General features: G+C 59.8%; 20 protein-coding genes. 11 read left to right on the top strand and 9 right to left on the bottom strand.

The genetic code is table 11. From position 1 onward, the window contains the following. Nucleotides 1-22 precede the first annotated feature (22 nt). The 5 genes from JFT66_RS07670 to fdhA all read left to right on the top strand — a co-directional run bounded on the left by JFT66_RS07670 (nucleotide 23) and on the right by fdhA (nucleotide 6386). Complete coding sequence (locus JFT66_RS07670) at nucleotides 23-325, top strand: sarcosine oxidase subunit delta (RefSeq protein ID WP_034116139.1); 303 nt, start codon at nucleotides 23-25, stop codon at nucleotides 323-325. Then, entirely contained in the window at nucleotides 322-3339 is a 3018-nt protein-coding gene (locus JFT66_RS07665; RefSeq protein ID WP_198859062.1) for a sarcosine oxidase subunit alpha, read from the top strand. Before JFT66_RS07670 ends, JFT66_RS07665 begins: the two co-directional genes overlap by 4 nt. Nucleotides 3340-3484: 145 nt before the next feature. Next, complete coding sequence (locus JFT66_RS07660; protein ID WP_153837507.1) at nucleotides 3485-4117, top strand: sarcosine oxidase subunit gamma; 633 nt, start codon at nucleotides 3485-3487, stop codon at nucleotides 4115-4117. A gap of 10 nt (nucleotides 4118-4127) precedes the next feature. After that, entirely contained in the window at nucleotides 4128-4985 is an 858-nt protein-coding gene (purU, locus tag JFT66_RS07655; RefSeq protein WP_198859061.1) for a formyltetrahydrofolate deformylase, read from the top strand. Between the two features lie 201 nt (nucleotides 4986-5186). Then, nucleotides 5187-6386, top strand: a complete 1200-nt coding sequence (fdhA, locus tag JFT66_RS07650) for a formaldehyde dehydrogenase, glutathione-independent (protein ID WP_153871414.1) — start codon at nucleotides 5187-5189, stop codon at nucleotides 6384-6386. A 49-nt stretch (nucleotides 6387-6435) separates the two neighbouring features. On the opposite strand, the gene JFT66_RS07645 is transcribed toward fdhA, so the two are convergent. The 4 genes from JFT66_RS07645 to JFT66_RS07630 all read right to left on the bottom strand — a co-directional run bounded on the left by JFT66_RS07645 (nucleotide 6436) and on the right by JFT66_RS07630 (nucleotide 8830). Continuing rightward, complete coding sequence (locus JFT66_RS07645) at nucleotides 6436-6798, bottom strand: hypothetical protein (protein WP_198859060.1); 363 nt, start codon at nucleotides 6796-6798, stop codon at nucleotides 6436-6438. Then, complete coding sequence (locus JFT66_RS07640) at nucleotides 6799-7773, bottom strand: hypothetical protein (RefSeq protein WP_034116133.1); 975 nt, start codon at nucleotides 7771-7773, stop codon at nucleotides 6799-6801. Between the two features lie 121 nt (nucleotides 7774-7894). Further along, the gene (locus JFT66_RS07635) at nucleotides 7895-8155 is read right to left on the bottom strand and encodes a hypothetical protein (protein ID WP_233094278.1); all 261 of its coding nucleotides are present in this window, start codon (nucleotides 8153-8155) and stop codon (nucleotides 7895-7897) included. Between the two features lie 216 nt (nucleotides 8156-8371). Next, nucleotides 8372-8830 (bottom strand): anti-sigma factor domain-containing protein, encoded by a 459-nt coding sequence (locus JFT66_RS07630; RefSeq protein ID WP_034116131.1) that lies wholly within the window; start codon nucleotides 8828-8830, stop codon nucleotides 8372-8374. Nucleotides 8831-8966: 136 nt separating this feature from the next. Between JFT66_RS07630 and JFT66_RS07625 the strand changes: the two genes are divergently transcribed. Then, on the top strand, nucleotides 8967-9539 hold the full coding sequence (locus tag JFT66_RS07625; protein WP_034116130.1) for a DUF2780 domain-containing protein: 573 nt from the start codon (nucleotides 8967-8969) through the stop codon (nucleotides 9537-9539). A 185-nt stretch (nucleotides 9540-9724) separates the two neighbouring features. Continuing rightward, nucleotides 9725-10312, top strand: coding sequence for a hypothetical protein (locus JFT66_RS07620; protein WP_198859059.1), 588 nt, complete (start codon nucleotides 9725-9727; stop codon nucleotides 10310-10312). 37 nt (nucleotides 10313-10349) lie between these two features. On the opposite strand, the gene JFT66_RS07615 is transcribed toward JFT66_RS07620, so the two are convergent. Further along, nucleotides 10350-11240, bottom strand: a complete 891-nt coding sequence (locus JFT66_RS07615) for an acyltransferase (RefSeq protein WP_034116128.1) — start codon at nucleotides 11238-11240, stop codon at nucleotides 10350-10352. 171 nt (nucleotides 11241-11411) lie between these two features. Between JFT66_RS07615 and rloA2 the strand changes: the two genes are divergently transcribed. The 4 genes from rloA2 to creD are packed head-to-tail and all read left to right on the top strand — an operon-like array spanning nucleotide 11412 to nucleotide 15444. After that, entirely contained in the window at nucleotides 11412-11927 is a 516-nt protein-coding gene (gene rloA2, locus JFT66_RS07610) for a retropepsin-like aspartic peptidase RloA2 (protein WP_198859058.1), read from the top strand. An 8-nt stretch (nucleotides 11928-11935) separates the two neighbouring features. Then, nucleotides 11936-12604: a two-component system response regulator CreB gene (creB, locus tag JFT66_RS07605; protein ID WP_034116126.1), complete on the top strand. Its 669-nt coding sequence runs from the start codon at nucleotides 11936-11938 to the stop codon at nucleotides 12602-12604. Beyond that, entirely contained in the window at nucleotides 12604-14043 is a 1440-nt protein-coding gene (gene creC, locus JFT66_RS07600) for a two-component system sensor histidine kinase CreC (RefSeq protein WP_153837515.1), read from the top strand. The genes creB and creC overlap by 1 nt, the downstream gene beginning before the upstream one ends. Before the next feature lie 51 nt (nucleotides 14044-14094). Then, the gene (gene creD, locus JFT66_RS07595) at nucleotides 14095-15444 is read left to right on the top strand and encodes a cell envelope integrity protein CreD (protein WP_034116124.1); all 1350 of its coding nucleotides are present in this window, start codon (nucleotides 14095-14097) and stop codon (nucleotides 15442-15444) included. 174 nt (nucleotides 15445-15618) lie between these two features. On the opposite strand, the gene JFT66_RS07590 is transcribed toward creD, so the two are convergent. The 4 genes from JFT66_RS07590 to JFT66_RS07575 all read right to left on the bottom strand — a co-directional run bounded on the left by JFT66_RS07590 (nucleotide 15619) and on the right by JFT66_RS07575 (nucleotide 20105). Beyond that, nucleotides 15619-16248 (bottom strand): glutathione S-transferase, encoded by a 630-nt coding sequence (locus JFT66_RS07590; RefSeq protein WP_198859057.1) that lies wholly within the window; start codon nucleotides 16246-16248, stop codon nucleotides 15619-15621. An 82-nt stretch (nucleotides 16249-16330) separates the two neighbouring features. Further along, the gene (locus JFT66_RS07585) at nucleotides 16331-16513 is read right to left on the bottom strand and encodes a hypothetical protein (protein ID WP_034116122.1); all 183 of its coding nucleotides are present in this window, start codon (nucleotides 16511-16513) and stop codon (nucleotides 16331-16333) included. Beyond that, nucleotides 16510-17613, bottom strand: a complete 1104-nt coding sequence (locus tag JFT66_RS07580) for a PepSY-associated TM helix domain-containing protein (RefSeq protein ID WP_198859056.1) — start codon at nucleotides 17611-17613, stop codon at nucleotides 16510-16512. The genes JFT66_RS07585 and JFT66_RS07580 overlap by 4 nt, the downstream gene beginning before the upstream one ends. Nucleotides 17614-17675: 62 nt before the next feature. Beyond that, the gene (locus JFT66_RS07575) at nucleotides 17676-20105 is read right to left on the bottom strand and encodes a TonB-dependent siderophore receptor (protein WP_153837519.1); all 2430 of its coding nucleotides are present in this window, start codon (nucleotides 20103-20105) and stop codon (nucleotides 17676-17678) included. Nucleotides 20106-20314 lie beyond the last annotated feature (209 nt).

Here is a 20314-nt window from a genome sequence, read left to right as displayed (position 1 = left end):
GTATAAAGAGGAGAAATTCCCTATGTTGCATATCTTCTGCCCTCACTGCTTTGAGCTGCGCTCCGAAGAGGAATTCCACGCGTCCGGCCAAGCGCACATCCCGCGCCCGCTGGACCCGAATGCCTGCACCGATGAAGAGTGGGGCGACTACATGTTCTTCCGCGACAACCCCCGTGGCCTGCACCACGAACTGTGGATCCATGCCGCCGGTTGCCGCCAATATTTCAACGCCACCCGCGACACCCTGACCTACGAAATTCTTGAAACCTACAAGATCGGCGAGAAGCCGCAATTCACCGCCAAGGCTTCTGGAGAGAAGGTATGAGCCAGATCAATCGCCTGTCCAACGGTGGCCGCATCGACCGCAATAAAGTCCTGACGTTTACGTTCAACAGCCAGAGCTACAAAGGCTTTGAAGGTGACACCCTGGCTGCTGCGTTGCTGGCCAATGGCGTCGACATCATTGGCCGCAGCTTCAAGTACTCGCGGCCTCGCGGGATCTTCGCCGCTGGCGCCGAAGAGCCCAACGCGGTGTTGCAGATCGGTGCCACTGAAGCTACGCAAATCCCGAACGTGCGCGCTACGCAACAGGCGCTGTATCAGGGCCTGGTCGCTACCAGCACGAACGGCTGGCCGAGCGTCAACAACGACATGATGGGCATTCTCGGCAAGGTCGGTGGCAAACTGATGCCGCCGGGTTTCTACTACAAAACCTTCATGTATCCGCAGTCGTTCTGGATGACCTACGAGAAGTACATCCGCAAGGCCGCAGGTCTGGGGCGCTCGCCGACCGAGAACGACCCGGACACCTACGACAACTTCAACCGTCACTGCGATGTGCTGGTGGTGGGCGCCGGTCCCGCCGGCCTCGCCGCAGCTTTGGCCGCGGCCCGCAGCGGTGCGCGGGTGATCATCGCCGATGAGCAGGAAGAGTTCGGCGGCTCCTTGCTCGACTCCCGCGAAAGCCTCGACGGCAAGCCGGCCACCGAGTGGGTTGCCAGCGTGATCGCTGAACTCAAGGCCCTGCCGGACGTGGTGCTGCTGCCCCGCGCCACCGTCAACGGCTACCACGACCATAACTTCCTGACCATTCACGAACGCCTCACCGATCACCTCGGTGACCGTGCGCCGATTGGCGTGGTGCGCCAGCGTATTCACCGGGTACGCGCCAAGCGCGTCGTACTGGCGACCGGTGCGTGCGAGCGTCCGCTGGTGTATGGCAACAATGACGTGCCGGGCAATATGCTCGCCGGTGCTGTGTCGACTTACGTACGCCGCTACGGCGTGGCGCCGGGTAAAAAGCTGGTGCTGTCGACCAACAACGATCACGCCTACCGCGTGGCGCTGGACTGGTTCGATGCTGGCCTTACCGTGGTGGCAGTGGCCGATGCGCGCCACAACCCACGCGGCGCTTTGGTTGAAGAAGCCCGGGCCAAGGGCATTCGTATCCTCACCGGCAGTGCCGTGATCGAAGCCCGTGGCAGTAAGCATGTGAGCGGCGCTCGCGTAGCGGCCATTGACGTCAAGGCACACAAAGTCACCAGCCCCGGTGAATGGCTGGACTGCGACCTGGTCGCCAGCTCCGGTGGCTACAGCCCGGTGGTCCACTTGGCTTCGCACCTGGGCGGCAAGCCGACCTGGCGCGAGGATATTCTCGGTTTTGTGCCCGGCGAAGCACCACAGAAACGCGTGTGCGTCGGTGGTATCAACGGCGTCTACGGCCTTGGCGATTCCCTCGCCGATGGTTTTGAAGGCGGCGTGCGCGCGGCCAGCGAAGCCGGGTTTGCCCCGGTGGAAGGTACCCTGCCCAAGGCCTTGAGCCGTCTGGAGGAACCGACCCTGGCGCTGTTCCAAGTACCGCATGAAAAAGCCACTGCACGGGCGCCGAAGCAATTTGTCGACCTGCAAAACGACGTCACCGCCGCCGCCATCGAACTCGCCACCCGCGAAGGTTTCGAGTCGGTGGAGCACGTCAAACGCTACACCGCGCTGGGGTTCGGTACCGACCAGGGCAAGCTCGGCAACGTCAACGGCCTGGCGATTGCCGCCCGTTCGTTGAACGTAACCATCCCGCAGATGGGCACCACCATGTTCCGCCCCAACTACACGCCGGTGACCTTCGGCGCCGTCGCGGGCCGCCACTGTGGGCATATCTTCGAGCCGGTGCGCTACACCGCGCTGCAAGCCTGGCATGTGAAAAACGGTGCCGAGTTTGAAGACGTTGGGCAGTGGAAACGCCCGTGGTATTTCCCGCGCAACGGTGAAGACCTGCACACGGCGGTGAAGCGTGAGTGCCTGGCGGTGCGCGACAGCGTCGGCCTGCTCGATGCGTCGACCCTGGGCAAGATCGACATCCAGGGCCCTGACGCCCGTGAATTCCTCAACCGCATCTACAGCAACGCCTGGACCAAGCTCGACGTGGGCAAGGCGCGCTACGGCCTGATGTGCAAGGAAGACGGCATGGTCTTCGATGACGGTGTCACCGCCTGTCTCGCCGACAACCATTTCCTGATGACTACCACCACTGGCGGCGCCGCCCGCGTGTTGCAGTGGCTGGAAATCTACCAACAGACCGAATGGCCAGACCTCAAGGTGTACTTCACCTCGGTCACCGACCACTGGGCGACCATGACTCTGTCCGGCCCCAACAGCCGCAAGCTGCTGGCAGAAGTGACTGATTTCGACCTGGACAAGGACGGCTTCCCGTTCATGACCTGGAAAGAAGGCCTGGTCGGCGGCGTACCGGCGCGGGTGTTCCGTATCTCGTTTACCGGTGAGCTGTCGTACGAGGTCAACGTGCAGGCCGACTACGCCATGGGCGTGCTGGAACAGATCGTCGAGGCTGGCAAGAAATACAACCTGACCCCGTACGGCACCGAGACCATGCACGTACTGCGCGCCGAGAAAGGCTTCATCATCGTTGGGCAAGACACCGATGGCTCGATGACCCCGGACGACCTGAACATGGGCTGGTGTGTAGGCCGGACCAAACCGTTCTCGTGGATCGGCTGGCGTGGCATGAATCGCGAAGACTGCGTGCGTGAAGAGCGCAAGCAACTGGTGGGTTTGAAGCCGATCGATCCAGCCGTGTGGCTGCCGGAAGGCGCGCAGTTGGTGTTCGATCCGAAGCAGGCGATTCCGATGAAGATGGTCGGTCATGTCACGTCAAGCTATGCGCACAACTCCCTCGGCTATTCGTTCGCGATGGCGGTGGTGAAGGGCGGCTTGAAGCGTATTGGCGAGCGGGTGTTTTCACCGCAGGCGGATGGCAGCGTGATCGAAGCAGAGATTGTGTCTTCGGTGTTCTTTGACCCGAAAGGTGATCGGCAGAACATCTGATAGACCGCGGCGCGGCCATCGGGAGCAAGCCCCCTCCCACATTTGAAGGTATTCACAAATCAAAATGTGGGAAGGGCGGGGCGACGATTCGACTTTCTCCCGATGAGGCCATCAGCCTCACAACAGAATTCAGGAAAGGTGCTTTATGCCAGCAGCCAATGTTTACCAACAACGCCCCACCACCGGCGCCAAGGCCGAGTCGTCGCTGCACCATGCCGACCTCGCCAGCCTGGTCGGCAAGGGCCGCAAGAACGCCGGCGTGACCGTGCGTGAAAAGAAACTCCTCGGCCACCTGACCATCCGTGGTGATGGTCATGATGCGGCTTTCGCTGCCGGCATGCACAAAGCGCTGGATATCGAATTGCCCGGCGCCTTGCAAGTCATCGTCAAAGGCGAAACCAGCCTGCAATGGCTCGGCCCGGATGAATGGCTGCTTATTGTTCCAAGCGGTGAAGAATTCGCCGCCGAGCAAAACCTGCGTGCCGCGCTGGGTGATCTGCATATACAAGTCGTCAACGTCAGCGGCGGCCAGCAGCTCCTTGAGCTCAGCGGCCCGAACGTGCGTGACGTGCTGATGAAGTCCACCAGCTATGACGTGCACCCCAATAACTTCCCAGTGGGCAAGGCGGTGGGCACGGTGTTCGCCAAATCGCAGCTGGTGATTCGCCACACGGCTGAAGATACCTGGGAGCTGGTGATCCGTCGCAGCTTCTCGGACTACTGGTGGTTGTGGTTGCAGGATGCCTCGGCCGAATTCGGCCTGAGTGTCCAAGCCTGAGGAGTGACCCATGAGCCGCGCACCTGATACATGGATTTTGACCGCCGATTGCCCCAGCGTGCTCGGCACGGTGGACGCGGTCACCCGCTACCTGTTCGAGCAAGGTTGCTATGTCACTGAACACCACTCGTTCGATGACCGCCTTTCGGGCCGGTTTTTCATTCGCGTGGAGTTCCGCCAGCCCGACGGTTTCGACGAGCAGGCTTTTCGTGCTGGCCTGGCGACGCGTGGTGAAGCCTTCGGGATGATCTTCGAGCTGACGGCGCCGAACTACCGGCCAAAAGTGGTGATCATGGTCTCCAAGGCCGATCACTGCCTGAATGACCTGTTGTATCGCCAGCGCATCGGCCAATTGTCGATGGAGGTGGTCGCGGTGGTCTCTAACCATCCCGACCTCAAGCCTTTGGCCGACTGGCACCAGATTCCCTACTACCATTTTGCGCTGGACCCCAACGACAAGCCGTCCCAGGAGCGTCAGGTATGGCAGGTGGTGGAAGACACCGGCGCCGAACTGGTGATCCTTGCGCGCTACATGCAGGTGTTGTCGCCCGAGCTGTGCCGCAAGCTGGACGGCAAGGCCATCAATATCCATCACTCGTTGCTGCCGGGGTTCAAGGGCGCCAAGCCGTATCACCAGGCGTACAACAAGGGCGTGAAACTGGTGGGCGCCACGGCGCATTACATCAACAACGATTTGGACGAAGGCCCGATTATCGCCCAGGGCGTGGAAGTGGTGGATCACAGCCACTATCCGGAAGATTTGATTGCCAAGGGGCGGGATATTGAGGGGCTGACGTTGGCCCGGGCGGTGGGGTATCACATTGAGCGGCGGGTTTTTCTGAACGCCAATAGAACAGTGGTGCTCTGACTGACGCCATCGGGAGCAAGCCCCCTCCCACATTTGAAGGTATTCACAAATCAAAATGTGGGAGGGGCGGTGCGACGATTCGACTTGATCCCGATGAGGCCCTTGCAAACAACGCAAAAACAGCATCTGTACCCGAGCACTTAACGCGCTGCCCACCCAATGGGCAACGCAGTTCCATAAAAACAACAGCGAGGTGAAAGCATGTCTGGTAATCGTGGTGTCGTGTATCTCGGCAACGGTAAGGTCGAAGTACAGAAAATCGACTATCCCAAAATGCAGGACCCCCGTGGCAGGAAGATTGAGCACGGCGTCATCCTGCGCGTGGTTTCCACCAACATCTGCGGCTCCGACCAACACATGGTGCGCGGCCGTACCACTGCCCAGACCGGCCTGGTGCTCGGGCATGAAATCACTGGCGAAGTGATCGAGAAGGGCAGTGACGTTGAGAACCTGAAGCTCGGCGACTTGGTGTCAGTACCCTTCAACGTGGCCTGCGGCCGCTGCCGCTCGTGCAAAGAGCAACACACCGGCGTATGCCTGACCGTCAACCCGGCCCGTGCCGGTGGTGCCTACGGCTATGTGGACATGGGCGACTGGACCGGCGGCCAGGCCGAATACGTGCTGGTGCCGTATGCCGACTTCAACCTGCTCAAGCTGCCGGACCGCGACAAGGCCATGGAAAAAATCCGTGACCTGACCTGCCTCTCCGACATCCTGCCCACCGGTTACCATGGCGCGGTCACGGCTGGCGTTGGCCCAGGCAGCACCGTGTACATCGCCGGCGCCGGCCCTGTCGGCCTGGCGGCAGCCGCGTCGGCTCGCCTGCTGGGCGCGGCAGTTGTGATCATTGGCGACGTCAACCCGATCCGCCTGGCCCATGCCAAGGCCCAGGGTTTTGAAATCGCCGACCTGTCCAAGGACACCCCGCTGCACGAACAGATCGCCGCACTGCTGGGCGAGCCGGAAGTGGACTGCGCCGTCGATGCCGTAGGCTTCGAAGCCCGTGGTCATGGCCATGAAGGCGCCAAGGCGGAGGCTCCGGCCACCGTGCTCAACTCGTTGATGGGCGTGGTGCGGGTGGCAGGCAAGATCGGTATTCCTGGCCTGTACGTGACCGAAGACCCCGGCGCGGTGGATGCCGCCGCAAAAATGGGCAGCCTGAGCATTCGTTTCGGTTTGGGTTGGGCCAAATCCCACAGCTTCCACACCGGGCAGACACCGGTGATGAAGTACAACCGCCAGTTGATGCAGGCAATTATGTGGGACCGGATCAACATTGCTGAAATCGTCGGCGTGCAAGTCATCAGCCTGGATGATGCGCCCCGTGGGTACGGGGAGTTCGATGCGGGCGTGCCGAAGAAGTTTGTGATTGATCCGCATAAGTTGTTCAGTGCGGCGTAAGGTTGAGGGTCAGTATGAGGGCGCCTCTGTGCGCCCTTGTATTAGGTGGTTAGTAGAAGTACAAAAAATACGAACTGATCATCATGGTTGTAACGGAAGTTAAAAGGAGGAGTGATGGTATAACCATCCAATATTTGAGCGTTCGTGGGATTTTTTCAACGTCTTCGACAAGTGCCAAGCGCCGCCATTGAAATATTCTCGGGATAAGAATGACAGTCGCCATGGCTAATACGCGTTGCGGCCTCCCATCAAACGGGGTATTGCGAAAAGTATGCCTGTTCCCGACTATGTAAGCGCTGAATTGCATATAGCGTTCTGCGGCTTCAAGTTTTTTAAACATGACATAAGCGATGAGCGGAAAGCTTAGTAACATGATGGCGCCCGCGCACATGCCGATATATTCCAAGGCCATTTAATCCCTCACAGTCTTATAGAGGAGTTTACCCGCGCCTTCTCCCATTGCGCTTCCTAGCTTTCCGACTGCGAGCCCACCTGCGGCGCCGCCGACGATTGCGCAGGCCAATGCTCCGGCGCCCGCTGTCGGTATGCCAAAAACGAGCATACAGACGCCAGTACCGACATGGGCCCCAATTATCCCACCTGCTGATGCGCCGCTTACGCCAAGCACTAATTTCCCTCCTTCGACATATTTTGCCTGGGTACATTCTTGCTCACGTCCTGTCGAGCATGCCTCTGTGATTTCCAGCGCTGTTGCCCCGACATCCAGCGCGATACCAATGTAGGTCCCCTGCTTCAACATCTGTGAAGCCTTGGCCACACGTTTAACGGTTTCTTCATACCCACGAATCTCCCCATGCTGCCAGTAACGTTTACTGGAAATCCCCAGCATTTTTTTAATCGCCCCCTCGTTTTTCAAACCTGTTCCAAACCGAGCCACCCCGGATATCTGCCCGTCGAGCTTTGCAAACAGCGCACGACGTTTGACCAAAAATTCATCTCTCGCAGTTGTGGTGCCCCTGCTCAAGTACTTCTTATGCAAATCATCGATTTCCTTGAGGGTTGTCTCGATTTGCGCCAAGTGCTTGCTCCAAGCGCTGCTGGCGCTACCAATTCCGATAGAGGCGTTGGACATGATGGCCTGCAACTGATCATAGTTTTTGATCAGGAATTGATCGGCAGCAGAGTGCGCCATCAGGTCATGTTTGACGCTCTGCGCTGAACGCATCAGCCAGGCCTCTTCAGTGGTGCAAGATGCTGTGCGTGGGTCAGGGATGATCACCAACTGCCCAGGCAACACCACGGTGTTGCGGATATGCTGGTTAAGGGTGTCGAATTTGGTTTGCGTATGAGGATTGAGAGAAAGGCTTTGCTTGAGTGCCGGATAAGGTTGCTGTTGATCGTTGATAAATGCATAGGGTCCCTGCATCGCGTACACCTCCTAAGTAGCTGAGGCGCTCGACTATAAGAAGGTGCTACAGGCGAGGTAAGGCGCGTGCAGGGGCGTTTTTAACGTTTCAGAAAGGGACTACTTAAGTCCAGACTCATGCCTACGGCTGTAACCGCCTGCTGATCACATCCAGCAAATCGCACCCATCCCGCAACGGAATTGCACAGAGCAAGGCAAAGTCCTGGAGGACGATGTTGTCGGTTTGCAGTCCCTCGCGAAACGCCAGGTTTTCCATGACTTGGGTCACCGCGCGGATGCGGTAGACGGCGGCGTCGTGGAGAACTTCGAGAGGCACTTGGGTGTCGATGAGCAGGGAAGGAGTGGTGCTGTCGTGGCCGGTGAGCGGCATGTATCGATTCATGTTTTAAACCCATTCAAATAGAAGTGGGCTACACACTTTATTCGTCGCCAAACGAATTGGATGGCAGCTGTACGCAGGTTGGCGAACCGGGAATGGAACCGGCAGACCCGAAGGTCTCCCGCGCACAGCCACCATGAAGGCAGCTATTTAGGCTGACTGACACTCGGCATTCGCGAGCAAGCCCGCTCCCACAGGGGATCTTGGGTGGTGCAGGTTTCAGCGAGCGGCCAATGCACCTTGATAGATCGTCGGGCCGGTTGGCTGCTTGCTCAATGAGCCTCCCTTGGTTTCCGCACTCACCATCAACTCTACCGGCTTGCTGATGGATTCCTGCTGACGTGGGTTCAAGCCGATGATGCCCTTGCCGTCTTCCGGCAACAGGCCAAGAGAGACCGGCGAACCGCCTTCCGGAATGGCCCACAACTCCAGGCTTTGGTCGGGTGCAGTAGCAGTGGCCGCAATCGGCTGCACTTCCAGGTAGTCCTTGTGGGCCATGATCTGTGCCGCTGGCTGCTGGGTAGTGGTCACCAGCGTGGCGGCGGCCTTGACGCTGTCCTGGGTGTAGAGGGCGCCGCCAATGCCGGCAATCACCACTGCACAGGCGCCAACGAACAGGCGCGGGCGGCTCCAGAACGGAGGCTTTTGCTCAATCACTTGGGGTTGGATCGCAGTCATAAGTCTCTTCCTGACAAATTTTGTAGTCAGTGCATGGACCCACTTATCCCGAATGGGTTCCGGTGACGCCTTGGAACAACCGACGAGATACCCAGTCCAACGCCTGCTTTTGTTCCTACATTCAGAGGTTGTCTTGATGAAGATTTCACGCGGTTTTGCCCTTTCTTGCCTGATGACCCTGGCGGCTGGCCCGGTGTTCGCCGCAGGCTTCAACCTTGGCGATGCGGCCAATGCCATCTCGGGCATGCAAGGCGGTAACAACAAGGCCGCAGCCGCTGCACCGTCGTCCGAGACAGCCGGCCTGCTCAGCGCACTGACCTCGCAACTCAACATCACCCCAGAACAGGCTGTCGGCGGTACTGGCGCCATGCTGGGCCTGGCCAAGAACCAACTGAGCAGCACTGACTACTCGCAACTGGGCAAGAGCATACCTGGCCTCGACCAGTTGTCGGGTAATAACGCACTGGGCAGTCTTGGTGCCTTGAGCGGCATGCTCGGTCAGAACGGTGGTAGCAAGACCAGCGGCCTTGATGGTTTGCTGGGTAATGTGAAGAACACCAATGACCTGAACACGGCGTTCAGCGCCTTGGGCATGGATGGCGGGATGGTGAGTCAGTTTGCCCCGGTGATCCTGCAATACCTGGGGGGCCAGGGTGCCAGCAGTTCAGTGCTGGGTAAGCTGGCTCAGGCGTGGGGCACAGGCGGTTAGTAGCGTCTCACAGATGACGATTATGTTTGTTGACGTTAGAAAATGAAAAATCATACGAGATGAAATTGTCTGAGTCGTAGGGAACCGTAAGAAAAACGATGCCACATATTGTTACCTTCCAGGATTATCGCGGTTAGCGGACTTGGAAGGTTTCATCTTTTTTAAGTCATCACCGTGGTGTCGTAATGATAGAAAATGATTTTTCACGCGTAAAAAGAAATATCGATGTGCCTGAAATTCCGCAGAGTGAAGACGCTGAGATTAGGGAATACCTCGAATCACTGGGAATCAACTATGAGACTTCCGAATACAACCGGAATAGATCACGTTCGCCCAGGAGTATCCAAGAGTCCCAGACTGATCTTCGTTTTGCTGTGCAGGAGGGTATCGACGGTGCCGCAAAGGCAAGGAACCCTGAACATCCCCTTGGCCAGATACTCGCTGGCTTGGCGGATTTCATCGCCCCAGGTGCAGCAGACCGATTTGATTCCAAGGGGCAGCTTGACCATCTGCGAACTGCCTTGGGAGGGGAGGGAGGCGCTTCTAACGGCACGCGATCCCTACCAGGCGAGCAAAAACAGCCTGACCCACAAACGTACGATAAAGTCGCAGGCGATTTGGCCCAGAGTTTTCGCCTGTTCGCAGACTCAAATTCAAATCTCGGAGCGTTGTTCGAGTCGCTGAAGGGCGCATTCAGCGAAGCGAACCAGGCCGGTCTGGAGACTGAAAAGTTGCTTGCTGGCCTTGCGGGCGCGTTAAAAAAGCCTGCGTGACCCCCGTACCACCGACCGTGGAAAAGCGCAGGTGGCTTCACTCCACCAGCGCGTCAAGCCTCTGGTCCTTCTCCCTCCAGAGCTGATTCACCCAGTTCTGGACGGTCTGGCGAAACGCCGGATCATTCTCGTAATCGCCCTGCCACAACGCGGGGTCCAACTCGCGGGTGCGGATATCAATGATCACTTTTGGCACCGCGCCGCTGATCAAGTCCCAGAACCCCGGAATCTTTTGCTGCTGCTTTTGAGATGGATAGACCACCGTCACGTCGAGTACCGCGTCCAGCTGTTCACCCATCGCCGCCAGTACAAACGCCACGCCCCCGGCCTTGGGCTTGAGCAGGTGCTTGAACGGCGAGGCCTGCTGTTTGTGTTTGGCCGCGCTGAACCGCGTGCCTTCCAGGTAATTGACCACGGTCACCGGCTGGCGCTTGAACAGCTCACACGCCTGCTTGGTGATCTTCAGGTCCTGGCCGGCCAGTTCCGGGTGCTTGGCCAGGAATGCCTTGGTGTAGCGCTTCATGAACGGGTAATCCAGCGCCCACCACGCCAGGCCGAGGAAGGGCACCCAGATCAGCTCTTTTTTCAGGAAGAATTTGAAGAACGGCGTACGCCGGTTCAACGCCTGGATCAGCGCCGGGATATCGACCCAGGATTGGTGGTTGCTGATCACGAGGTAGGAGGTGTCACCGCGCAGGTCGCCGCCGCCACGGATGTCCCATTGGGTGGGGATACACAGCGAGAAGATCAGCTTGTCGATCTCGGCCCAGGTCTCGGCGATCCACATCACCGCCCAGGACGCGTAATCGCGGAAGCGACCCGGGGCCACCAGCTTGAGCAGGGCAAACACCATCAGCGGTCCGAACAGCACCAGGGTGTTGAGCAGTAGCAGCAGTGTGACAAAACAGCCGGTGAGCAGGCGGCGCATAAATAACTCTTGGGATCTTGTGGGCGGGTCATGATAAGCAAGGTGAGTCTAGAGGCCAAATCCCAAATCGGCGGACGAATGTTTCACAATGTGCCTTGTATGCTCGGTCATCCAACTAAGTGCTGTGTTTGCGGTCTAGAATCCGCCCACTTCTTTCGAGGAAATCATGCCGTGAAATTGCTCCTTGCTGTGTTCGCCCTAGCTGTTCCCATTATGGCTGCTGTGCCTGTGATGGCCGCCGAGCCGACCCTCTACGGTCGCTACGAATACATTCAGTTGCCGGAGATCGGCGAAACCTTCAAGGCCAAGATGGACACTGGCGCGCTGACTGCCTCGCTGTCGGCTCGGGACATCGAGACCTTCACCCGCGACGGCGATGAGTGGGTGCGCTTCCGCCTCGGCGGCAAAGACGCCGGCAACAAGGTCTACGAGCACAAGGTGTCGCGAATCAGCAAGATCAAGAGCCGCGCCGATGAGGACGATGACAAGGACGAGCCGTCCGTGGCCAAGCGTCCGGTGGTCGACCTGGAAATGTGCCTGGGCAACGTCAAGCGCACCGTCGAGGTCAACCTCACCGACCGCAGCAGCTTCAACTACCCGCTGTTGATCGGCGCCAAGGCCCTGCGTGAATTTGGCGCAGCGGTAAACCCGGCACGTCGCTACACTGCCGACAAACCGGACTGCTGATAGAGCCCATGCCGCACATCCTGATTGTCGAAGACGAAGCGGCGATTGCCGACACGCTGATCTTTGCCCTGCAAGGCGAGGGCTTCACCACCACGTGGCTGACCCTCGGCCAGGCGGCGTTGGAGCATCAACGCCAAACCCCGGCCGACCTGATCATCCTCGACATCGGCCTGCCGGACATCACCGGCTTTGAAACCTGCAAGCAATTGCGCCGGTTCAGCGAAGTGCCAGTGATGTTCCTCAGTGCCCGCGATGCCGAGATTGACCGCGTGGTGGGGCTGGAGATCGGCGCCGATGATTATGTGGTCAAGCCCTTCAGCCCTCGGGAAGTGGCGGCGCGGGTCCGGGCGATTCTCAAGCGTGTCGGCCCGGGTGTGGCGCCAACGCTGTTCCAGGTGGATCTTGAGCGCATGCAGATCAACTATCGCGGGCAGCCCTTGAGCCTCACGCGCCATGAGTTCCGCCTGCTGCAAAGCCTGTTGGACCAACCCGAGCGGGTCTTCAGCCGTGAGCAACTGCTGGACGCGGTCGGCGTGCCTGCCGATGCCGGCTACGAGCGCAACATCGACAGCCACATCAAAAGCCTGCGCAGCAAACTGCGTAGCGTGGCAGCCGATGCCGAACCGATCCAGACCCATCGCGGCCTGGGCTACAGCTACAGTCCGAGCACCAGCTGATGCGCCTGGGGCTGCGGATTTTCCTGGTGTATGCGCTGTTTATCGGTCTGACCGGCTACTTCGTGCTCAACACCGTCATGAAGGAAATCCGTCCCGGCGTGCGCCAGTCCACCGAAGAAACCCTGGTGGACACTGCGAACCTGCTGGCCGAAATCCTGCGCGCGGACGTGAAGAATGGCACCCTCGGCCAGAGCCATTGGCCAGAGTTGCTCAAGGCCTACGGCAGCCGCCAACCGGGCGCGACGATCTGGGGCCTGCCGAAAAACCAGGTCAACCACCGTATCTACGTCACCGATGCCAAGGGCACGGTGCTGCTCGATTCCACGGGCGAAGCGGTGGGCCAGGACTATTCGAAATGGAACGACGTGTACCTGACCCTGCGTGGCGAGTACGGTGCACGGTCAACCCGTAGCGAACTGGACGATCCCGCTTCGTCGGTGATGCACGTGGGCGCACCGATTCGCGATAACGGCCAGATCATCGGCGTGGTCACCGTGGCCAAGCCCAACAGTTCACTGCAACCCTATGTGGACCGCACCGAGCGCCGCCTGCTGTGGTACGGCGCAGGGCTGGTGGTGCTCGGCTTGCTGCTGGGCGCGGTGTTGTCGTGGTGGTTGAGCGTTGCGCTGCGCCGGTTGACGGCGTACGCCGAGGCGGTCAGCGAAGGGCGCCGCGCCGAGTTGCCCCATTACCGTGGCGGCGAGTTGAAGCAGTTGTCCACCGCTGTGGAGCACATGCGCACGCAACTGGAGGGCAAGGCCTACGTCGAGCATTACGTGCACACCCTGACCCATGAACTGAAAAGCCCGTTGGCAGCGATTCGCGGCGCGGCGGAGCTGTTGCAGGGCGAGATGAGCCGTGAACAGCAGCAGCGTTTTATCGGCAATATCGACAGTGAAAGCGCACGCCTGCAGCAGTTGATCGAGCGTCTGCTGAACCTGGCGCAGGTGGAGCAACGCCAAGGGCTGGAAGAGCAGTCGAGCATCCCGCTGGCCGCCTTGGTCGAGGATGTTCTCAAGGCCCAGTGTGCGCGGATCGAAGGCGCCGCTTTGCAAGTTGAGCAGGCGATTACTGCCGACGTGCGGGTGTTTGGCGAACCCTTCCTGCTGCGCCAGGCCCTGGGCAACCTGCTGGACAACGCCCTGGATTTCACCCCGCCCGGCGGTGCGCTGCGGTTCAGTGCGCAGGTGCGGCATAACGATGTGCAGGTCAGCCTGTTCAACCAGGCCGCACCGATTCCCGATTACGCTTTGCCGCGCCTGAGCGAGCGTTTCTACTCGCTGCCACGCCCAGCCAGCGGGCGTAAAAGCACCGGCCTGGGGCTTAACTTTGTCGAAGAAGTGATGAAGCTGCACGGCGGCGCGCTGCAGATTGGCAATGTGCCAGGCGGGGTGCAAGCGGTGCTGCATCTCCACACAGTCTCCACATTGCCCACATAAATCTCCCATACGTATTCCCCAGACTCTCCCCATCAAAACAGGGAGAGACCCATGAACCGCAGCCTGCTTTTCAAACTTGGCGCGATTGCGCTGCTGATCCTGCTGTTGCTGATTCCGTTGCTGATGATCAACGGCATCATCAGCGACCGCCAGCAATTGCGCGACGGCGTATTGATGGACATCGCCCGCAGTTCCAGCTACGCCCAGCGCCTTACCGGGCCAGTGATGGTGGTGCCGTACCGAAAGACTGTGCGCGAGTGGAAGCTCAATGAAAAACTCAATAAACGCTATGAAGAAACCCGTGAAGAGCGCGGTCGTCTGTATTTCCTGCCGGAGCGTTTCGAGCTCGACGGCAAGGTGCAAACCGAACTGCGCTCGCGGGGCATCTACCAGGCGCGATTGTTCCACGCCGACAACCGTATCAGCGGGCGTTTCGAGTTGCCTGCGCAGTTAGGGATCACGGAAAACTTCGCGGATTATCGCTTTGAACCGGCGTTTCTGGCGGTGGGCATCAGCGATATTCGCGGCATCGAAAACGCGTTGAAACTGGAACTGGGCGACCAGCGCCTGGAGTTCTCCCCAGGCTCTCAAGTGGACTGGCTGGGCGAGGGGGTGCATGTAGCGTTACCGCAGCAGGACGGCGAGAAACCCGCTGTGCTGGAGTTCGCCTTCGACCTGCGCCTGCAAGGCACCGAACAACTGCAAGTGGTGCCGGTGGGCAAGACCAGCCAAGTGTCACTGGCCTCCAACTGGCCGCACCCGAGTTTTATCGGCAACTTCCTGCCGGCTCAACGGGAAGTCACCGACAAAGGGTTTACCGCCAACTGGCAGACCTCATTCTTCTCCACCAACCTCGAACAAGCCCTGCAAAGCTGCCTGGACCGGCAAGGCTGTGAGGACTTCACCAACCGCAGCTTTGGCGTGAACTTCATCGACCCGGTGGACCAGTACCTCAAGAGCGACCGTGCGATCAAATATGCGCTGTTGTTTATCGCCCTGACCTTTGCCGGCTTCTTCCTGTTCGAGGTGCTCAAGAGCCTGGCGGTGCACCCCATCCAGTACGCGTTGGTGGGTGTTGCGCTGGCGTTCTTCTACCTGCTGCTGTTGTCGTTGTCCGAGCATGTGGGCTTTGCCCTGGCGTACCTGATATCGGCCAGTGCCTGTGTGGCGTTGATCGGGTTCTACGTGTGCCATGTGCTGCGCAGCGTCGCTCATGGGCTGGGGTTCTCGGCGGGGTTGGCGGCGTTGTATGGCCTGTTGTACGGGTTGCTGAGTGCCGAGGATTACGCGCTGCTGATGGGCTCGTTGTTGCTGTTCGGCCTGCTGGGCACGGTGATGGTGCTGACGCGCAAACTGGATTGGTATGGGGTGGGCAAGCGTAAGGTGGAGGAAGTGCAATGATTGGGTTGCGCGAAGATCAGCAAATGAAGGTGAGGATGGTCAACTTCCTCAATCACACCGCCGCCGAATGTGGGAGGGGGCTTGCTCCCGATTGCGGCGTGTCATTGGGCACATCTGTTTCTGAACCACCGCTATCGGGAGCAAGCCCCCTCCCACATTCGGCGGCGGTGAGTTTTAGATGGACGGTTGGGTCTGCCGCATCGAAGGCCGTTGGCTGACCTCGGCGTACCAGGCGGCGAGCTTGGGATTATCTGCGCGCCATTGCAGGTCCGGATGACGAAAGTCCAGGTAACCCAGGGCACAGGCGACGCTGATGGCGGCGATGTCGAAGTGGCTGGCCAGTTCGGCAATGGCGCCCTGTTCCAGCTCGGCGAGGGCGCGGCGGATCTTGTTGCGCTGTTCATCCAGCCATCGGTCCCAGTGTTTTTCCGTCGGGCGCATGGCGGTTTCGTAACGCACCAGCACGGCGGCATCCATGATGCCGTCGGCCAGCGAGGCCAGGGTCAGGCGCCGCCAGCGGGCCGAGCCATCGCGGGGGATCAGCGGGTTGCCGACGTGCTGGTGGTCGAAGTAGTCGAGGATCACCCGGCTGTCGTGCAGTACCGAACCGTCGGCCAGGCGCAGGGCTGGGATCTTGCCCACGGGGTTACCTTGCAGCACCTGGGCGTCCGGGTTGACCGGCGTCGGCATGCAGGCGTGCAGGGCCACGCGGTCTTGCTGGCCGGTCTCGATCAGCAGCACGCGGACTTTGCGCACGAACGGCGATGCGGGGTTGTGGAGCAAGGTCATGCTGGGTACGGACATGGGCATTCCTCGAAATGGACTGTGGTTAGCGTAGAGGCTTGCGCAGTGGCTGGCGAGGGGATTTTCGGTGATTCTGAGGCCCTCAGCTGCGCCGCTGGACCAACGCCCAAACACCAATGACAGCAGGTATGCCCAACCCCACCCAACTCAACGAATCCCACACCCCATCCCCCAGCAACGCCGCAAACAAGCCGGCGGCACTGAGCAGGCCAATCCCCAGCGGAATGCCAAAGACCTTCCAGAAGTTCGACTGCCGCGGCTTCATACCTTGGCCGCCTTGCGCCGCACGATCCACAAGTAAATTCCGCTCACCAGCACGACGATGGTCAGCACATCCAGCACCGCCCACAGGATCTTCATCGGCATGCCGCCGTAATCACCGAAGTGCAGCGGTTGGGACATGCCCATGGCGTCCATGTACCACGGCCGTTCGGCGGTGGCGGTAACGGCCAGGGTGCTGGCGTCGATCAGCACCGGCGTCAGCAGATGGGAGGTCAGGTGCGTGCTGCCTTTCATGAACACGGCGTAGTGATGCTCACTGGAAAACCGCGTGCCGGGGAAGGCGATAAAGTCTGGCTCCATGCCCGGCGCGGCCTTGGCGGCAATGCTCAGCAGCTCGGTGGCAGGCGCGCGATGGCTCAGCGGCGGGGCGTTTTTATACGGTTCGATCATCGCGCTGAGGCTGTCCTGGCGCCAGGCGGCGATGATCAGGTCAGCGCTGGCGCTGATCACGCCGGTCACGCCCACCACCAGCGCCCAGGTCAGGGTCACCACGCCAATCAGGTTGTGCAGGTCGAGCCAGCGCAGGCGAGTGGACTTGTCCTGGCGCACGGTGGCGAACTTCAAGCGGCGCATGAACGGCAGGTACAACACCGTGCCGGAAATAATCGCCAGCACAAACAGAATGCCCATGAGCGCCAGCAACAACTTGCCCGGCAGCCCGGCGAACATATCCACATGCAGGCGCAGCAGGAACAGGGTCAAGCCGCCATTCGCCGCCGGTGTCTCCACCGCTTCACCCGTGCGGGCATCGAGCATGAAGGTATGGGACGAGTTTGGTTCGGTACCGGCCGTAGCCGCCATGATCGCGATCACACCGTTCTTGTCGTCTTCGTCCCAGGCCAGGTATTGCATGGCATCACCGGGGCGATGGGCCTCGGCCTTGGCCACGAGCTGCTCAAGGTTGAGCTGTGGCGTATCGGCGGGCATCTGCGCAAGCTCAGGCTCGTTGCCCAGCAGATGGTCGATCTCATGGTGGAACACCAGCGGCAGGCCGGTGAGGGCGAGCAGCAGCAGGAATACGGTGCAGATCAGGCTGGTCCACGTGTGAATGAAGGACCAGCGGCGGATGGTTTTGCTTTTCATTTTCTAGCCTTCAGACACACCGAAGCCGCCCTCTGGGGCGGCCTGGTTGTTAACTCAACCGATTACCACTGGTAGGTGGCGCTGGCGACTACGCTGCGCTGGTCGCCGAAGTAGCAGTAGGAACCATCACAGGTGGAAATGTAGTCCTTGTTGAATAGGTTGGTCGCGTTCACTTTCACCGACGCCCCTTTGAGGCTGTTATCCAGGCGGCCGAGGTCGTAGTGCACGGCGCCGTCGAAGACGGTGTAGGCGTTGGCTTTGCCGGCCCAGGTATTGGCCTGGTCGCCATAGGTATTGCCAGTGTAGCGGGCGCCAAAACCAATGCCGAAACCGTCGAGTGCGCCGGTGTGCCAGGTGTAGTCGGTCCACAGCGAGGCTTGCTGGTTTGGCATCAGTTGCAGGCGGTTGCCTTTGAAATCGCCTTTTTGCACTTCGGATTTGGCCAGGGTGTACGCCGCGATCACCTTGAGGTTTTCGGTTACGTCGGATACGGCTTCCAGCTCCAGGCCCTTGACCTTCACTTCGCCGGACTGGTCGGTGACCGATACGCCGCCGGACTGGAAGCTGGTGACTTGCACGTTCTTCTGGGTCAGGTCGTAGACGGCTGCACTGAGTAGGGTGTTGGAACCGGGTGGTTGGTATTTGATCCCCAACTCCCACTGCTTGCCTTCTGTTGGTTTAAACGACTTCACGGGGTCTACGCTGGCGTTGCTCGCAGGCTGGAACGACTCGGCGTATGAGAGGTAGGGCACAAAGCCCGAGTCAAACACATAGCTCAACGCCGCGTTGCCACTGAAATTCTTGCTGCGGTCGGTGTTGGTTGCGTCGTTCTTGTTGAAGTAGGTGGTGCCCTGGTGCACCCAATCTTCCCGACCGCCCAGGGTCAGGCGCCATTGGTCCAGCGCCATCTGATCTTGCACGTAGAGGCCGGTCTGTACGGTTTTCTGGTTGTAATCGTAGAACGCCGTGGAGCGCGCCGGGCGCACGATCGGTTGGCCGTAGACCGGATTGAAGATGTTGGTGGTGCCGCCGTCGCCGAAAATCGCCAGATACGAGGTGTCGGTGCGCTGATGATCCAGGCCGAGCAGCACGGTATGGGTGATGTCGCCGGTGGCGAAGTCTGCCTGGAAGTGGTTATCCACCGCGAATTGACCAATATCCTCGTCCACATTGGTCGAGGAGCGGCTGATATTGCCGTTGGCGTCAGCCGGGGAGAAGGCATAGGAGCCAACGGTCAGTTGTTGGAAGGCCAGTTCCGATTTGGTGTACCGCAGGTTCTGACGGAACTGCCAAGTGTCATTGAAACGATGCTCAAAGGCATAGCCCAGTGCGTAGTAAGTGCGGTCGTAGAAGTCGTAATCCGGATCGCCCAGGTTCTTGTGGTGCGAGACTTCTCCCAGCGGCGATTTGATCTTGGTGCCCTGGATCGGCAGGAACTGGCTGGTAGCTCCGGTATCGTCACGGGTGAACTGCGAGAGCAAGGTCAACTTGGTATCGGTATCGATGTTCCAGGTCAGGCTCGGCGCGATGTTGTAGCGCTTGTTGTCGATGTGATCGACCTGTGTACCGGCATCGCGCACTACACCGCTGACACTGTAGAGAAACTCGCCTTCATCATCGATCTTGCCGGTGCTGGCGAAATTGATCTGGCGATAGTTGTCACTGCCGTATTGCAGTTGGATGGCGTTGCTCGATTCTGCGCTTGGACGGCGGCTGACCATGTCCAACAGGCCACCCGGTGGAGTTTGGCCATAGACCGACGAGGCCGGGCCGCGCAGCAGAGCTAGACGATCCAGGTTCCAGGTTTCGGCTTTCGGGTTGGCGTACACGCCGCGGGGTAGCGGCAGGCCATCGAGGAATTGGGTGGGTTCGAAACCGCGCACGCGCATCCAGTCGTAGCGGGTGTCGCTGCCGTAGCTGGCGGACACGATACCAGGCATGTATTTGACTGCGTCGTCGAGGTTCTGGACGTTACGGTCCTGCATCTGCTCGCGGGTGGCCACCGAGATTGAACGTGGCGCCTCGACCAGCGCGGTGTCGGTTTTGGTGCCGGCAGCGGTGCGCTTTGCCAGGTAGCCGTCCACCGGCCCCCAAGCGCTTTCATAATTGCCCTGGGCAATGATGCTGGTTTCCGGTAACGCAACTACACCGTCTGGAATCGCCACCAACGTAAAAGTCCCCGCCGTGCTCTGCTCCAACTGCAACCCCGTCCCGCGCAACGCCTCACGCAACGCGCCCTGCGCATCGAACTGGCCCTTGACCGGGGTTGAGGTCTTGCCGGCGGCGAGTGTCGGGTTGAGGGTCAGCGCCAGGCCGGCCTGGCTGGCGATCTGGTTGAGGGTGGCGGCCAATGGCGCGGCCGGCAGGTTATAGGCGCGCACGCTGGAGGCTTGTTCAGCAGCGATCAGCGAAGTGCTGGCCAGCGGGGCGCTGAGGGCGATAGCCAGGGCTAACAGGCTGGGGCGCAGCAAAGTGTCTAGCGTGCGGGACATAGGGGCGGCTCCTGAATGGAAATATTTCTCAATTGCCTAGGTGCCGAACGAGAAGCAGAAAGTGATAGGGCCGGGTGTAACTATTTTTTCCAGGGGGTTCTTGAGGGCCTCTTCGCGAGCAAGCCCGCTCCCACACTTGACCGCGTTCAGTCAGGCAAAACACCGTCAAATGTGGGAGCGGGCTTGCTCGCGAAAGCAATCGCCCAGCC

Origin of the sequence: Pseudomonas sp. MF6755, from assembly GCF_016405635.1 — a bacterium.
Classification (GTDB): domain Bacteria; phylum Pseudomonadota; class Gammaproteobacteria; order Pseudomonadales; family Pseudomonadaceae; genus Aquipseudomonas; species Aquipseudomonas haemolytica.
This window is presented reverse-complemented; position numbering and strand designations above follow the sequence as displayed.

Bases quoted from the DNA above. Each gene is read 5' to 3' on its own strand.
- JFT66_RS07670 (WP_034116139.1), top strand. From the start codon at position 23: ATGTTGCATATCTTCTGCCCTCACTGCTTTGAGCTGCGCTCCGAAGAG.
- JFT66_RS07665 (WP_198859062.1), top strand. From the start codon at position 322: ATGAGCCAGATCAATCGCCTGTCCAACGGTGGCCGCATCGACCGCAAT.
- JFT66_RS07660 (WP_153837507.1), top strand. From the start codon at position 3,485: ATGCCAGCAGCCAATGTTTACCAACAACGCCCCACCACCGGCGCCAAG.
- purU (WP_198859061.1), top strand. From the start codon at position 4,128: ATGAGCCGCGCACCTGATACATGGATTTTGACCGCCGATTGCCCCAGC.
- fdhA (WP_153871414.1), top strand. From the start codon at position 5,187: ATGTCTGGTAATCGTGGTGTCGTGTATCTCGGCAACGGTAAGGTCGAA.
- JFT66_RS07645 (WP_198859060.1), bottom strand. From the start codon at position 6,798: ATGGCCTTGGAATATATCGGCATGTGCGCGGGCGCCATCATGTTACTA.
- JFT66_RS07640 (WP_034116133.1), bottom strand. From the start codon at position 7,773: ATGCAGGGACCCTATGCATTTATCAACGATCAACAGCAACCTTATCCG.
- JFT66_RS07635 (WP_233094278.1), bottom strand. From the start codon at position 8,155: ATGAATCGATACATGCCGCTCACCGGCCACGACAGCACCACTCCTTCC.
- JFT66_RS07630 (WP_034116131.1), bottom strand. From the start codon at position 8,830: ATGACTGCGATCCAACCCCAAGTGATTGAGCAAAAGCCTCCGTTCTGG.
- JFT66_RS07625 (WP_034116130.1), top strand. From the start codon at position 8,967: ATGAAGATTTCACGCGGTTTTGCCCTTTCTTGCCTGATGACCCTGGCG.
- JFT66_RS07620 (WP_198859059.1), top strand. From the start codon at position 9,725: ATGATAGAAAATGATTTTTCACGCGTAAAAAGAAATATCGATGTGCCT.
- JFT66_RS07615 (WP_034116128.1), bottom strand. From the start codon at position 11,240: ATGCGCCGCCTGCTCACCGGCTGTTTTGTCACACTGCTGCTACTGCTC.
- creB (WP_034116126.1), top strand. From the start codon at position 11,936: ATGCCGCACATCCTGATTGTCGAAGACGAAGCGGCGATTGCCGACACG.
- creC (WP_153837515.1), top strand. From the start codon at position 12,604: ATGCGCCTGGGGCTGCGGATTTTCCTGGTGTATGCGCTGTTTATCGGT.
- creD (WP_034116124.1), top strand. From the start codon at position 14,095: ATGAACCGCAGCCTGCTTTTCAAACTTGGCGCGATTGCGCTGCTGATC.
- JFT66_RS07590 (WP_198859057.1), bottom strand. From the start codon at position 16,248: ATGTCCGTACCCAGCATGACCTTGCTCCACAACCCCGCATCGCCGTTC.
- JFT66_RS07585 (WP_034116122.1), bottom strand. From the start codon at position 16,513: ATGAAGCCGCGGCAGTCGAACTTCTGGAAGGTCTTTGGCATTCCGCTG.
- JFT66_RS07580 (WP_198859056.1), bottom strand. From the start codon at position 17,613: ATGAAAAGCAAAACCATCCGCCGCTGGTCCTTCATTCACACGTGGACC.
- JFT66_RS07575 (WP_153837519.1), bottom strand. From the start codon at position 20,105: ATGTCCCGCACGCTAGACACTTTGCTGCGCCCCAGCCTGTTAGCCCTG.